This window comes from Chryseobacterium sp. JV558, assembly GCF_033712365.1.
In the GTDB taxonomy this organism is placed as follows: domain Bacteria; phylum Bacteroidota; class Bacteroidia; order Flavobacteriales; family Weeksellaceae; genus Chryseobacterium.
Window position 1 is genome coordinate 114,977 of sequence record NZ_WJHU01000008.1, and the last position, 13,351, is coordinate 128,327.

The window sequence follows — 13,351 nt, forward strand, 5'->3', positions numbered from 1 at the left end:
TTAATCTTCCCTAAAATCTATGAAAAGGATCTTATTCATTTTTATACTGTTAGTTCTTTCCTCTTCTGCATATGCACAACGGGATACGGATCACTGGTTTGCTCCTATGGTTGTGAGTTCTTCTAACGGTTCTCCCAAACAGGCTTTGTATCTTTCCACGGATAGTACTACTCCTTTCCCGGTTACGATTTACAATAATAATACGGTAATAGGAACAGTCACCATCAGCAAAGGAAGTCCACAGACATTTGATGTACCATGGAATCTGATGACCGGGCAAAATACTACTGATGCCATGAGTGTAAAAACCAGAGGACTTTACCTTCACGGTGATTTACCTTTCTTTGCGACTTACAGGTTTTCGGAAATCAACCATGGTGAAATTTTAACATCAAAGGGAAAAGCAGGAATTGGTACCAAGTTTTATGCGGTGTATGCTCCATTGATGAACAATCAGATAAGTCAGAATTTCACCTGTGGTATTCTGGCTACTGAGGATAATACTCAGATTAAGGTTTCCGGGTATGCCATGACTACCTGGTTTTATAATAATTTCAATGGGCTTACTCATCCCAGTATTACGATTACACTGAACAAAGGGCAGTCTTATATATTTGCAGGACTCGCCAACAAACCAGGAAACAAAGACGGTTTCATCGGTGCTAAAATAGAAGCAACGAAACCTGTATCTGTAACCAACGGAAATTATCATGGCCAGTTCGGGCTGGCACCTCCTTACAACGGCGAGGATATTATTATGGACCAGTCTGTTCCGGTTGAACGTCTGGGACAGGAATTTGTTATGATCAAAGGAAAAGGCAACCTTCTTCCTGAAATTGAAGGAGCGATTATTGTTGCGACTGAAAACAATACGGAGATCAGGCTTAACAACAACCCTACTCCTGTAGCAACCCTGAACGAAGGACAATACTATCGTGTAAGTGCCATGAACTATGTAGTCAATGGTCCTGCTCATCTCAATATGTATGTGAAGACCTCAAAAAATGTATATGTTTACCAGCTTCTTTCCGGCATTGAAGATAATGATGCTACAGAAGGATTCAATTATATTCCGCCTTTAAACTGTTTTCTTCCCACTGTTATTGATGAAATAGGGAAAATTGGGGAAATGCCTTATTATACAACATTCAACCCACCGCTTTTTGTAAAGCTTAATATTCTGACTCAGACAGGAGCCGGAGTAACAGTAAACGGAGTAGCTCCTACTGCAGCACAGGGACCTTTTCCTGTAACCGGAACTCCAAACTGGGTTTCTTACTCTATTCCTGATATTTCCGGAAATGTTACGGTAACTTCTACCAAAGCGGTCACCGCTGGTATTATTGGCGGCAGTGGAAATCTGGGCTATGGAGGATATTTTGCAGGCTTCAATTCTATTCCGGTGATCAGCAAATCTTCCGGAGAATGTATTCCGGGAATTGTTCTGCAGGTGGAAAGCGGTTTTGACCACTATCAATGGAATCTTAACGGGAATCCTATTCCTGGGGCTAACAACAATACCTACACTCCTACTCAGGCAGGAAATTATACGGTATCTATCACTAAAAGTACCTGTACTCCTCTTACAACTTATCCTTACAAAGTCTACACCTGTCTGGCGAATTCTGTAAAACCCATGAATGTCTGCAGTGCGGGTACTCCTACCGCTATCACTCCTGCCTTTACCAATTCTACACAGACTCCGGTACCGGGTACTGTACAGATTATTAGTCCTCCGGCCGGCGGAACATTAACGGTCAATCCTACAACAGGAATCCTTACTTATACGGCCAATACGGGAACAACTACTGATACTTTCACTTATAAATTCTGTGGAAATGATCCTGATTTTACGGATTGTGAGCAGGTAAAAGTAAATATCACCGTACAGCCTCTGATTTTAACAGATACTACTGTAAAAAGCTGTGAAATTAATGGTACTGGTATTTTTGATCTTACTACAGCTACTGTAGGAGGGCCAGCTACTGCCATCAGAAAATATTATCCTACTTTAGCAGATTTAAATGCAGGAACCAACGAAATTATTCCCGCCAATGCTTATCCGTCTGCAGCTAATGCTACGGTGTATGTAAAGGTAACAACAGTAGAAGGCTGTACAGCTAATGCAAAAATAACGCTCCAGTTTTATCCCAAGCCTAATGTACAGGATACTACACTTACAGGGTGTTTTATCCCAACCAATCCCAATACCGGAACCTTTAATCTAACGACAGCAATTGTCACAACTACCAATCCTGTGACCAAAAAATACTATCCGACACTGACTGATGCGACGAACGGAACAAATGAAATAACAACTCCAACTGCTTATACTTCTTCCAATACCATAGTATTCGTGAAAGTAATCACCGCTAACGGATGTTTTGATTTTGCTAAAATTACTTTAACCGTGATTCCTCCTAAACCCTCTCCTCTTTTGGTGGATCAGTATATTTGCCCTGATGCACGTATTACCCTGAATGCCGGACCTGGTTACACATCTTATCTATGGAGCACAGGAGCGACCTCTCCTTCTATTACCGCTTCTATAGGTAATTATTGGGTCATCCTGACTTCTAATGGCTGTGAAACAAAACAATTTGTAAAAGTACTGTCCGTTCCTGTTCCAAAAGTCAAGAAGATAGAAACTACAGGCAATACGGTAACCCTTACGGTAGAAGGCGGTACACCTCCCTATCAGTATTCAAGAGATGGAATGATCTGGCAGGATTCTAATGTCTTCACTGGTCTTCCGCGAGGTAAAAATATTTTCTATGTGAAAGATTCTAACAACTGCCGCCCTGTAGAGGTACAGATTCTGGTTCCGAATCTTATCAACGCTATCACCCCCAACAGTGACGGTATCAATGACACTCTGGATTATTCTGAACTGGCATTTCTAAAGGATCTGAAGTTTGGGATCTTCAACCGATATGGGCAGCTCATTCATTCTTCTGAAAAAAACAATAATTTCAGATGGGATGGAACTATTGGAGGCACTCCCGTGAACAGCGGCACTTACTGGTATGAAATAAAGTGGATGGATCCCGATACCCAGAAACTGGTTTCCTACACAGGATGGATCCTGGTAAAAAACAGAAATTAAATACAATATAACTTCCTCATCCGGATTTTAATACTTTTTGTTTAATGAAACTGTCTCATTTTTTTGAGACAGTTTTTATTTTTTTATATCCATCCGAGCTATATATTTCCCGGCACAAGGAAAAACAAGACGGATTGACATTATTCTTCTCCTGGCACTATTTTCGACTGAATGATAAATATTTTACACAAAAGGATCTTATTTTTTATTACATTTAAAACCAAATAAGAAAGTGAACAGGCATTTAGCAACTGTATAATTTTGAATGGATGAAAAAAATACTTTACACTTTTATAGTTTCTGTAATAGCAGTTTTAATCCTGAATAAAATTGTTTTTAAAAATATCCCTGAAAAAGAAACAGAGGAACTCCTGAGCGATATCCAGCGGTATAAACACCCTATAAAAAGTATTTCTATGGAATACCCGGATAACAGCGACCTAAAGGTTCTGGACTCTGTGCTTAAAGACAACAGGATCGTAATGCTAGGGGAAAACATCCATTACGATGGAGCTACAATGCAGGCCAAAAGCAGACTCATCAAATATCTCCACGAGAATCTGGGGTATAATGTTGTTTTATATGAGGCCGGGCAATATGATACCTGGATAATGAATGAAGAAATGAAAAACCACAGCCTTAAAGTTCCTTCTGCTTCTATAGCAGGACTGGGACTTTTTGATTTCTGGTGGGATAACAGGGAAAACCAGCCTCTGATCAGCTATTATCAGAAAACAAAAACTTCGGCTCATCCGATAGAACTGGGAGGGTTTGATATTCAATTTTCCGGAATAGAACTGTACGACAAACGCAGTAAGTTTTTGAAGGATTTTTTAAGCAAAAATTCGATTGATCTTAAACCATTTCCTCTTTTAAACAAAAACCTTAATCAGATCTCTAACTTTATGTACAAAGGCTTTGCCAGCAAAATTTTAACCGGAAATCAGAAAAAAGACTTTCTCAATGAGATCACCCGATTGGAACAAATGGTTTCAAAGCTTGAAAAGACCTCTGAAAACAGAATTTATACCCGGTATTTACATGATATGAGAAATTATTTCAATAAAACATGGAAGTATGATGCCGGATCTACGCAGAGTATGCAGTTCCGGGACTCTCTGATGGCTAAAAACCTTATTTATCAGATTGATTCTGTTTACCAGGGGCAAAAGATTATTGTATGGTGTTCGAACCTTCATACTTTTGCGAGCCGGTACAACAAAGATTATCTGCCTCTAGGGGCTTATATCAAAAGTAAATACGGAAAGACTTCTTATATGGTTGATTTTTCATCCTATGCCAAATACAATAAAACCGGAAAACTTATGGATAAGCCCGGAAAACTTGCCATCGAAAATACATTTCATGCAACGAAAACACCTTACTTTTTTATCAATCTTAGAAGTATCCCGGAAAGTTCTGTGTTGAAGAAAGAGTTTGTATCCACTATCAATCAGGGAACGGATCAGAAAAAGGTCTGGAGCCAGTTTTTTGACGGAATATTTTATATAGACACCAATACTTTTTTAACCTCTCACGAATAATGGAAAACATTACTACAAAAGACCTCAGTTATAGCATAGGTTCTAAAACCATTCTGAACAATATCAACCTCAATATTCCTGAAGGCAGCATCTATGGCTATCTGGGAAGAAACGGCGCGGGAAAATCAACTACGATCAAACTTCTTCTGGGACTTTTGGAATCATCAGCTGACAATATTTTCATTCAAAATAAAAGCTTACAGCATAACCGGACAGAGATTCTTGCCAGCACAGGAAATCTGATAGAATCGCCTTGCTTTTATACCAAACTCACTGTTTTTGAAAACCTTAAATACCTTGATATCATCTATGGCAAAGGGAACAAAAGGATTGATGAGGTGCTGGAACTGGTAGATCTGCATAACGAGAAGAAAAAAAAGGCAACAGCTCTATCAATGGGAATGAAGCAGCGTCTGGGAATTGCGATGGCTATTTTTCATGATCCGAAACTTTTGATTCTGGATGAACCTCTCAACGGGCTTGATCCTCAGGGAATCTTTGAAATGAGAAAACTCTTCCAGCATCTGAATGAACAGGGTAAAACCATTTTCCTTTCGAGCCATATTTTGAGCGAGCTTGAGAAAACGGCGACCCACATCGGCATTATAGAAGGCGGACAGATGATTTTTCAAGGAACAAAGAATGAACTTTTAAGCAAAGTAGAAAAAGAAGTCGTTTTAAAAATTAATCCTGTTGAAAAAGCATTATCTCTATTGCAAGACACTTTTTCTGCAACACTGAACAATACGAACAAAATTTCAGTAAAAATCAATGATGACAATGAATTCAATAAACTTCTCACCACACTGATCCAAAACGGAATTGACGTCTATGACATAGAGTCTCAAAGTACCAATCTTGAGCAGATCTTCATTAATTTAATTTCTAAAAGCCATGACTAATACCAATACTTTCTTAAAAGCTTTTTCATCCGAGCAATATAAACTATCGAAAAACAAAGAGATTTTCGGAATTCTGCTGGTTCCTGTTTTGATTATTTTCGCGGTTGATCTGTATATGGTTTATGATGTGCTCCGTTCCGGAATGGAAGCATCAGAAGGGACCGTAAATCCGTGGAAAGCTTCATTAGGGAGAACTGTATTTATGTTTTTCTATCTGTTGTTTCCTATACTCGTTTCTCTTTTTGTACATGCATGCTGTGATGTGGAATACCGGAATAATAATTATAAAATTCTGTTCACCCTTCCCGTTTCCAAGACCAAGATCTTTTTCTCGAAAGCTCTGTTTATCCAGATCACTGTTTTTTTCTCTGTGCTTTTCTCTTATCTGACCTTACTGTTAAGCGGATATTTGCTAAGTATTGCTTTTCCACAATTGGGTTTCCAGAATTATGATTTCAGGGAAGTGATATTTTATGTCTTTTTGAAGTTTTTCATTACTCTTTCTGCTATTGCCATGGTACAGCTGACATTGAGTCTTCTTTTTAAAAACTTCATTTATCCTATCGGTTTTGGGGTATTCATGCTGCTTTTCACAACGATTATCCATCAGAAAACATTTTCTGATTTTTTGATTTATACCGGAGGTTACAGATCAATGGAAAACTTCATGAACGAAAACACTGCATTTGAAAGAATGGATTACTGTAATATCGCTGCCCTATTTATCTTCATGGCTACGAGTTTTTATCTTTTTGTAAGGAAGAAAGGGGGATAGAAAAATTGCTGGAAGCGAGGAGTTTGAAGATGGAAGCTATTGTTGGGCATCTTAGTGAATACATATTAACTAACTTCATGCTTCATGCTTTCCAACAGAAGTTTATACTACACTCTTTGTTTTTGCCTCATTTTTAGCGGCCTCAATTTTTTTATTATTTCTAAGCTCACGCTTCATTTTCCGGTAATCCCAGGGAGCAACCGCATTCACATCCTGCCAGAGACCTACTTTTCTATATTGTGCATTTTCCTGAATCTTCCCTAAAGAAGCATCTTTGGAGTAAGAAAAATACCACCATCCCATTCCTGCTTTTATAAGCTCTTTGGAAAGGTATTTCCCGTCATCATAATAAACTCTTGCAATAGATCTCCCATAGCGGTCGGTCTTAGTTTCTACAAAGCTTACTGTTTTCCCAAATACCTGGGCAGAAGTGAACTGTTTAGCATTTTTCCCAAACGCTTGTCCATTTTCCGGACAATCGACTTCGGCCAGCCTGATTTTTTTCTGCTGATTGCCTTTTAACAGCAAAGTAATGGTATCTCCGTCTGAAATTTTAATCACTTTTCCGGTAGTCTGTGAGAATAAGAATACAGGGAAAAGTAAGTACAGCAGCATTAATCGTTTCATGGGGCAAATATAGGGATTAGTGGGTCTTGTTTAATTAAAAAAACCTCGCATTTTGCGAGGTTTTTTAATATTGAATTAAGTTATTTGATTTTTTTCACCTCAAAGTCGGGAGACTTTGCGGAGCGGGGATGAAACCCATAGATTTACTCTTCCTCAATATTACTTACATACGAAGATATATAATTACTACTTTACAAGAACAAAAACTTTGCAGATTGCAAAGTTTTTGTTGTTTTTACAGGCACGGATTACAAATTCGCGCTATCGGGTAAAGAGCCGGAAATTAGGAAGTTGACACTAACGTAAAATCTTCTATTTCCCAATAATTATCATGCAATCTTAGTTTAAATACAGCATTTCTCCCGTAATAATCTTTTTTTATACGATGGTCAACAAAAACTAATGCTCTTTTTTTAGAAGGATCAAATACAATCTCTGAAAAATATACTACTCCTATCTCACATTCATTTGTATGTTTATCATACTCTGCCAGATCTAGGACTTTTGCCGTACACAAATTAAATTGATTTGCTTTTATAGAACTTCGTGTACTTAATTTTTTAATAATATCTGTATTACTGGAAAATTCTTTTAAAAGCTCCTTCCTACTTTTTATGTCATTTATATGAGCTTCGGGATGACCTGTAATAAAGTTTTTACTACTTGTAGCAAAATATGTATTTTTACTTTTAGTAGAATCTATATACAAATTGCAAAATTTTTCAGGATGATTAAAAATTTCGTTGTGCGCTTTTGTCTTCTCTTCGATATATAAATCCTCATTATGAACTCTTAAACTATCAAAATATCTTTTTTCACCTAAATAATCTTCTCGAAAAAAATAAGGTATCAACTGATCTGTTAAATCATTATATAGTTTTACATTAGTATCGGTAGATTGACTTACACATTTTTTCATTTCCTCCTTACAATTCGTAAGTAATGAAGAGGATAATAAAATTATAACTATTTTAGTTTTAAAATTCATATTGTTTAGGGATTTTGGGTTAATAACATGGTCTTACTCGCAAATTATCTTTTGGTTTTTTATAATTATCTAAAATAGATGGCATTTTTTGTGATTTCAAGTCCCTGATTTCAATTTGTTGCCTAAAATTTTTTCTAAAATTATTCATCCTAAATCCATCAAACTTTTCAGTAATTATATCACGATCTGAAGCAGAAAATTGAGTATCTGTTCCAAAATAAGTAATTTCCCAATTATCTCCCGCATCACCTTTAACACCTTTTGATTTAAGACTCTTCTTAAAAAATGGGTCCTTTTCCATGGAAACATGGTCAATTGCATAGTCTGCCCAATGACCACCTTCATGAATTATTATTTCTGCTAAATTATCAATATACTTTTTATTTCCTTTATTTTTTGAAACCGTGTTTACAACGCCAGAATCTATTGTAATAACATTGGGATCATCTCGATCAAAATGCGCCAAATCAAGTAAACTTTCATTCATTATAACAGTGGGCCCATCTCCATCTCTGAGCATTGTCTGTATCATTTTATCATCTACACCAAATCTCTCTTTAAACGCTCCTCGAAATCCTGAATCTCGAAACACCGCTTTTATAGTTTTTATTGCCTCATTATATAATCTTCTTTGCTCTCTCGTAGCATTTGCTGGTAATCTAAAATTTCCATCAGGATCAATATAATTAATAGAGTTGTTTCCACAATATGCATACGGCGACCAACTTGGATACTTCTCCGCTAGCAGATCTACACCATACCAAATACTTGCTCTCGGATTATAATATCTCGCACCATAATAATACAGCCCTGTTTCTCTGTCAAGCTCTTTGGCATTGAACTTATATGGGTTATCATATACACCTGTTCTCTGTTCCAGCATCGTCTCTCCGAATGGTAAATTTAAGAAAAACTGAGACGTCTAATCAACCGTATTATGGTATAATTATCTGTTCTGACTTTGGCCAGCGTTATCTTTTTTTGCTGATTGCCTTTTAACAAAGTAGGTATCTCCGTCTGAAATTTTGATCACTTTTCCGGTAGTCCGTGAGAATAGGAATACGGGGGAAAGTATGTACAGAAGCATTAATCGTTTCATGGGGTAAATATAGGGATTAGTGGGTCTTTTTAATGAAAAAACCTCGCAAGATGCAAGGTTTTAATTACTTTGTATAGAAGTGATACAAGGAATAAATACATCTAAATCATTCGAAAGACCTATTTCTTAACTTATCTAAATATAGATATAACTTATTATCTCTTCTAATAAAATCATAATAATAGTATCTTTTATTTACTATAAAACAATAATTCTCAGTTCCTATTGATAACCTAACTATAGAATCTTTTTCCCCTTTAATAGAAAATAAATTAAAATTATGTTCATAATTTTCTTCTGTATCTATATATTTTTTTATTATTTCATTATTAAACTCTACCTTAACAGTATCTTTAATACCTGATCTAAATAAAAATTTATATTCCTGATGATCATATTCTTCTTTAGTATTGTAATGTAAAATGATCTCATTTGATCCGCATTCATTTTTTGTTATCATGGGTGCTTTAGCAGATCTGCATGAAAAAAATAATACAAAGAACATCAAAGAAAATATGATCTCTTTTTTCATTTTATTTATCTCCAAAATTAAATTTTTCAATTTTATCAGAATTTTTAATAACTATCTCTAAAGAACCTTTTGGTTTTAGTATTGAATCTCCAACAGAAATCTTATCCCACCAATCTCTATAAACCACTATACTATCTTTATTGCCATACACCAAGAATGATATATTGTGATTATCAGGATTAATATACTTTTTGCTAACTATTGATTTTATATTCTTATCTCTAATTTCATCTAAAAAACTGCCTTTGCTTTTTGACGAAAATATAAATTTATATAAAAAGACTAATGCAGCAACGATTAAAATCATTAATAAATTTTTATTTCTACTCATTTAAAAAATCAATTTTACATCCTTACAGAAACAATTTCTAACAGGTTATATTTCAACACCATCACCAGTTAAATGGCATCGCAACGTATGTATTTTCAAAAATATTTAAGGGCAAAACTTCGGTTATTTTTAAGCAGGCTTCTCCACTCTTCACAATACAGACTTTCAGTAATTCTCCACGATGATGATAGCCATTTAAGATCAATGCCTGAATACCATCAGTATCTAAAATCCTGACAAATGCTTTATATTGATCTACTTTATCTGATAATTCCAGAAAGCTTAAATCAATATCCGCAAAAGATATATTTTCTTCTGTCACAATCTGAACAAATCGCTGACCAACATTATATACTGTAAAGTTTTCAAACTTTTTATCAGCAGTTATAAAATCTGATTCCAGGCAATCCAGATATACTTTTCGCTCTCCTGACAGGTAATTTCGGGTATGCAGCTTAGCTTCCTGTAAGATCTCAATATCATTTCTCCTGAACGCTCTTTTCCACTCATCAATTTTTACTAAAATATCTTTATCTGCATACTCCCACAAAAACGAATAAACTTTTTGATCAGGAAAAAAATTCCCCATTTGAATTTCATCTTCGCGATTATAAAACAACCAGAAACTTTCGTACTTCAATTCACTATGTTCAAAAAAACTTGACAGGTAATAAGCAGTGGTATCTCTATATTTCTTCATAAAAATTTAATGGAATTTTTCGGCAAACCCTTTTGACAGCAATAATTATACTTCCCAATAACCAATATGTATGGACATTGATGAATGGGTCTTCATAAAATCATCATATTCAAAAGAGTGAAAGTAAAAATCTTCAATATTGATCTCAATTTTATCAATCTTAATTTCCTGATGTAAAAAAAATGTGAGAAATTCTTTTATAAAATCATTGATATTAATGTCAACACTCTCATCAGCATATAACCCACCATTTATCTGATTTTCAGAACAACCGCCTCCCCAAAACACTGATTTTTTTTCTATAAAATCAATAAAACTGTCTGCGATACGCTCTGACAGATTTTGAACTACAATTGTAAACTCAAATACATCCTTCATTATTATTTTAAATAGTATATAAAGTTGAAATATCAAAAGGAAACTTAATAGATCTGAGGTCCGAATTTCTTGTTTTCCTAAAAATAATATCTGAGCCAATGAATAATGATTCTGTATCTAATAAAAAAACATGATCATTTTTATTATTCTTTTCAAAGATTAGATTGATAATGTTCCAATCACTTTTAATCAATTTCTTTTTCGCTATTATATCTTGAATCTGTTGAGATGATATTTCATCTATTTTTACGCAATAATACGTTTTCTTTCCGTTGATAAACTGTCTTTGAATACAATTAAACAGATACAATTCATCATTTTCAAATGAAATAATTGAGGTTATAATATCATCATACCAATCCACTATATATAATTTAGTAATTGTCATTTCTATTTCATTTTATAAATTATTTTCTATCAGGCTATTTTCGTAAAACTTATAACTATGTGATGTGGAACAATAGTTTTTCAATCTAAATCATTTAAATAATCAAACCCTTCTAAACGACTGTCATATCCTACACTCAAAAGATCATTTTTGACCATTCTGAGAATGTTATCCCATTCATTGATAAAATTATTTTTGTTGATAATAACAACATCTGAAACTTCTCTCAGGTTCTCGACCCTTCTGTTCTCATAATGATAAGGAGCAATATCAGTCCATTCAGCTTTAATTTCTATCTCTTCATTTTTTATTGAAAAATACCAGACTGCTGTAAAACAACTGTCTAAAAAGCTAATCCAAAAGTCATGCTCACCTATTTTAAGAAACTCCAGCATGTCTACTACATCATTATAAATTTGAGACAGATAACTCCCATCCATAGGAATATGAAAACCATTCCAACAGATGAAAATCATAAAATCATAATCTGCTTTATAAATAGTATATATTGCTTCGCTGGTATCCTGATCTTCCGGATCATAACTTCCCAGCATTGCTTTCCCTTTGGTAATAATTTTAAACATCTTTTTATTAGAACTGAACTTCAATTTTTATAGACTTAAAGAAAGTTATCAAATGGTTTATATCATTAATAATGCTTTCAGATTCAAGCTGATTAAAATTTCTAAAAATAACAAGAGTCAACTTCTGTAGTCCTTTGGCACGTAACATTGAAATGCAGTCTTCAAACTGATAGAAACCTGAACCACAATATGCCCTTTCTCCAAACATTTCTCTCCCTAAATAATAAAATAAATCAATTTGTTCTTTTATCATTAGACAGTCAATTACTATTTCATAATTAATAAATTTGGAGGGAGTTTTTGACCAATAAAAACATGCTGATACGTATGAGTATTTAAAATCTGTGTCTATTTCATTCCAATTTACTTCTTTATTATGTTGCCACAAATTATAGATATCAATGACATCTTGTTGATAAAAAATATGTTTATCATGTGTCATTATTGATTTAATCTCAATATCATCGCCATCATTAATATCTCTTGTAAACATGTCAGAAAAAATCATGTACATATCAAACCAGTGAACCTCCTTTCGTTCTAGTTTTTGATTTTTATATGCTACACAAAAGTCATACTCTCCACTTAGTAAATTGACATCTTTATTAATTAATTTTATATTTTTAAAAATTACTGTTCGTAAAGAAGTCCTGGAATTAGAAACCAGTTGAATATAATTACATTTCAAAAACTCTTTATTATCAATTCTTACTATCACTTCTAATAGATCTTCCATAACACTTCATATTTATTTTCAACTTTGTAAAGAATGATGATAAAGCTTAGAAACGATAACTTCAATTTCATAGATTTTAATGCTTATGGATTAATTTTAATGGTTTTAAAGACTTTTAAGAACAACTCTTTATTCTCTTCACTCAGATCAGTAACAATAATTGCCATTTTATTTTTGTGGATATCTACACTGTCGAAATGAATACCGATAGATCCTTTATTCGCTTTTTTCGGCAACATAATCTGTGCTCTGTGTTTATTGATTGTATCATAGTAATAATAATTATCATTAAAAATACCATTTTTACTATCTGTTTCAGGATTTTTTGAGAAATAAGCTTTTAATTCTCTGCTTTTATATTTTTCATATAAATCTTTATCATCAGTAATGAAAAAAGAATTCTCTTCAAAAGCTTTATAATCACCATAACAAATATAACCTAGACACTTATCTCCGACATTTATACTAAACACTTGTGAATCTTCGGCCGGTTCTTTCTTAATGACAAATGATTCAGGCAAACTAATTAACACATTATCAATTTCATGCTTAATAAACTTCTGATTTTTACAGCAGGAAGATAATATGACCAAAAGACAAACTAACAGCAAAAAATTATATTCAACTTTCACCTGCAAATTTTTATATTTCATGATAATAA

13 protein-coding genes and 1 pseudogene are annotated in these 13,351 nt (G+C 34.0%); 4 read left to right on the plus strand and 10 right to left on the minus strand.

All coding sequences use genetic code 11. From position 1 onward, the window contains the following. The first annotated feature begins 19 nt into the window (after positions 1 to 19). From GFU89_RS20665 to GFU89_RS20680, 4 genes are all read left to right on the plus strand, one after another. On the plus strand, positions 20 to 3,106 hold the full coding sequence (locus GFU89_RS20665) for a T9SS type B sorting domain-containing protein (RefSeq protein ID WP_318848920.1): 3,087 nt from the start codon (positions 20 to 22) through the stop codon (positions 3,104 to 3,106). A gap of 269 nt (positions 3,107 to 3,375) precedes the next feature. Continuing rightward, positions 3,376 to 4,650, plus strand: coding sequence for an erythromycin esterase family protein (locus GFU89_RS20670; protein WP_318848921.1), 1,275 nt, complete (start codon positions 3,376 to 3,378; stop codon positions 4,648 to 4,650). Further along, positions 4,650 to 5,552: an ABC transporter ATP-binding protein gene (locus GFU89_RS20675; protein WP_318848922.1), complete on the plus strand. Its 903-nt coding sequence runs from the start codon at positions 4,650 to 4,652 to the stop codon at positions 5,550 to 5,552. The genes GFU89_RS20670 and GFU89_RS20675 overlap by 1 nt, the downstream gene beginning before the upstream one ends. Further along, positions 5,545 to 6,327 carry an ABC transporter permease gene (locus GFU89_RS20680; RefSeq protein WP_318848923.1) on the plus strand — a complete coding sequence of 261 codons (783 nt, stop codon included), beginning with the start codon at positions 5,545 to 5,547 and terminating at the stop codon, positions 6,325 to 6,327. The genes GFU89_RS20675 and GFU89_RS20680 overlap by 8 nt, the downstream gene beginning before the upstream one ends. 102 nt (positions 6,328 to 6,429) lie before the next feature. Here GFU89_RS20680 and GFU89_RS20685 read toward each other — a convergent pair whose 3' ends face one another. The 10 genes and pseudogenes from GFU89_RS20685 to GFU89_RS20730 all read right to left on the minus strand — a co-directional run bounded on the left by GFU89_RS20685 (position 6,430) and on the right by GFU89_RS20730 (position 13,343). Next, entirely contained in the window at positions 6,430 to 6,954 is a 525-nt protein-coding gene (locus GFU89_RS20685; protein ID WP_318848924.1) for a thermonuclease family protein, read from the minus strand. A 283-nt stretch (positions 6,955 to 7,237) separates the two neighbouring features. Beyond that, positions 7,238 to 7,942 (minus strand): hypothetical protein, encoded by a 705-nt coding sequence (locus tag GFU89_RS20690; protein WP_318848925.1) that lies wholly within the window; start codon positions 7,940 to 7,942, stop codon positions 7,238 to 7,240. 19 nt (positions 7,943 to 7,961) lie between these two features. Next, a pseudogene (locus GFU89_RS20695) lies at positions 7,962 to 8,828 on the minus strand (RHS repeat-associated core domain-containing protein); the annotation flags it as partial. Between the two features lie 319 nt (positions 8,829 to 9,147). Next, complete coding sequence (locus tag GFU89_RS20700) at positions 9,148 to 9,603, minus strand: hypothetical protein (protein ID WP_318848926.1); 456 nt, start codon at positions 9,601 to 9,603, stop codon at positions 9,148 to 9,150. Then, complete coding sequence (locus GFU89_RS20705) at positions 9,575 to 9,904, minus strand: hypothetical protein (protein ID WP_318848927.1); 330 nt, start codon at positions 9,902 to 9,904, stop codon at positions 9,575 to 9,577. Before GFU89_RS20705 ends, GFU89_RS20700 begins: the two co-directional genes overlap by 29 nt. A 61-nt stretch (positions 9,905 to 9,965) precedes the next feature. Continuing rightward, the gene (locus GFU89_RS20710; RefSeq protein ID WP_318848928.1) at positions 9,966 to 10,604 is read right to left on the minus strand and encodes a hypothetical protein; all 639 of its coding nucleotides are present in this window, start codon (positions 10,602 to 10,604) and stop codon (positions 9,966 to 9,968) included. A 45-nt stretch (positions 10,605 to 10,649) separates the two neighbouring features. After that, positions 10,650 to 11,081 (minus strand): hypothetical protein, encoded by a 432-nt coding sequence (locus GFU89_RS20715; RefSeq protein WP_318848929.1) that lies wholly within the window; start codon positions 11,079 to 11,081, stop codon positions 10,650 to 10,652. 369 nt (positions 11,082 to 11,450) lie between these two features. After that, positions 11,451 to 11,954 carry a hypothetical protein gene (locus tag GFU89_RS20720; RefSeq protein ID WP_318848930.1) on the minus strand — a complete coding sequence of 168 codons (504 nt, stop codon included), beginning with the start codon at positions 11,952 to 11,954 and terminating at the stop codon, positions 11,451 to 11,453. A 7-nt stretch (positions 11,955 to 11,961) separates the two neighbouring features. After that, positions 11,962 to 12,690 (minus strand): hypothetical protein, encoded by a 729-nt coding sequence (locus GFU89_RS20725; RefSeq protein WP_318848931.1) that lies wholly within the window; start codon positions 12,688 to 12,690, stop codon positions 11,962 to 11,964. 83 nt (positions 12,691 to 12,773) lie between these two features. Beyond that, positions 12,774 to 13,343, minus strand: a complete 570-nt coding sequence (locus GFU89_RS20730; RefSeq protein WP_318848932.1) for a hypothetical protein — start codon at positions 13,341 to 13,343, stop codon at positions 12,774 to 12,776. Positions 13,344 to 13,351 lie beyond the last annotated feature (8 nt).

Bases quoted from the DNA above. Each gene is read 5' to 3' on its own strand.
- GFU89_RS20665 (WP_318848920.1), top strand. From the start codon at position 20: ATGAAAAGGATCTTATTCATTTTTATACTGTTAGTTCTTTCCTCTTCT.
- GFU89_RS20670 (WP_318848921.1), top strand. From the start codon at position 3,376: ATGAAAAAAATACTTTACACTTTTATAGTTTCTGTAATAGCAGTTTTA.
- GFU89_RS20675 (WP_318848922.1), top strand. From the start codon at position 4,650: ATGGAAAACATTACTACAAAAGACCTCAGTTATAGCATAGGTTCTAAA.
- GFU89_RS20680 (WP_318848923.1), top strand. From the start codon at position 5,545: ATGACTAATACCAATACTTTCTTAAAAGCTTTTTCATCCGAGCAATAT.
- GFU89_RS20685 (WP_318848924.1), bottom strand. From the start codon at position 6,954: ATGAAACGATTAATGCTGCTGTACTTACTTTTCCCTGTATTCTTATTC.
- GFU89_RS20690 (WP_318848925.1), bottom strand. From the start codon at position 7,942: ATGAATTTTAAAACTAAAATAGTTATAATTTTATTATCCTCTTCATTA.
- GFU89_RS20705 (WP_318848927.1), bottom strand. From the start codon at position 9,904: ATGAGTAGAAATAAAAATTTATTAATGATTTTAATCGTTGCTGCATTA.
- GFU89_RS20710 (WP_318848928.1), bottom strand. From the start codon at position 10,604: ATGAAGAAATATAGAGATACCACTGCTTATTACCTGTCAAGTTTTTTT.
- GFU89_RS20720 (WP_318848930.1), bottom strand. From the start codon at position 11,954: ATGTTTAAAATTATTACCAAAGGGAAAGCAATGCTGGGAAGTTATGAT.
- GFU89_RS20725 (WP_318848931.1), bottom strand. From the start codon at position 12,690: ATGGAAGATCTATTAGAAGTGATAGTAAGAATTGATAATAAAGAGTTT.
- GFU89_RS20730 (WP_318848932.1), bottom strand. From the start codon at position 13,343: ATGAAATATAAAAATTTGCAGGTGAAAGTTGAATATAATTTTTTGCTG.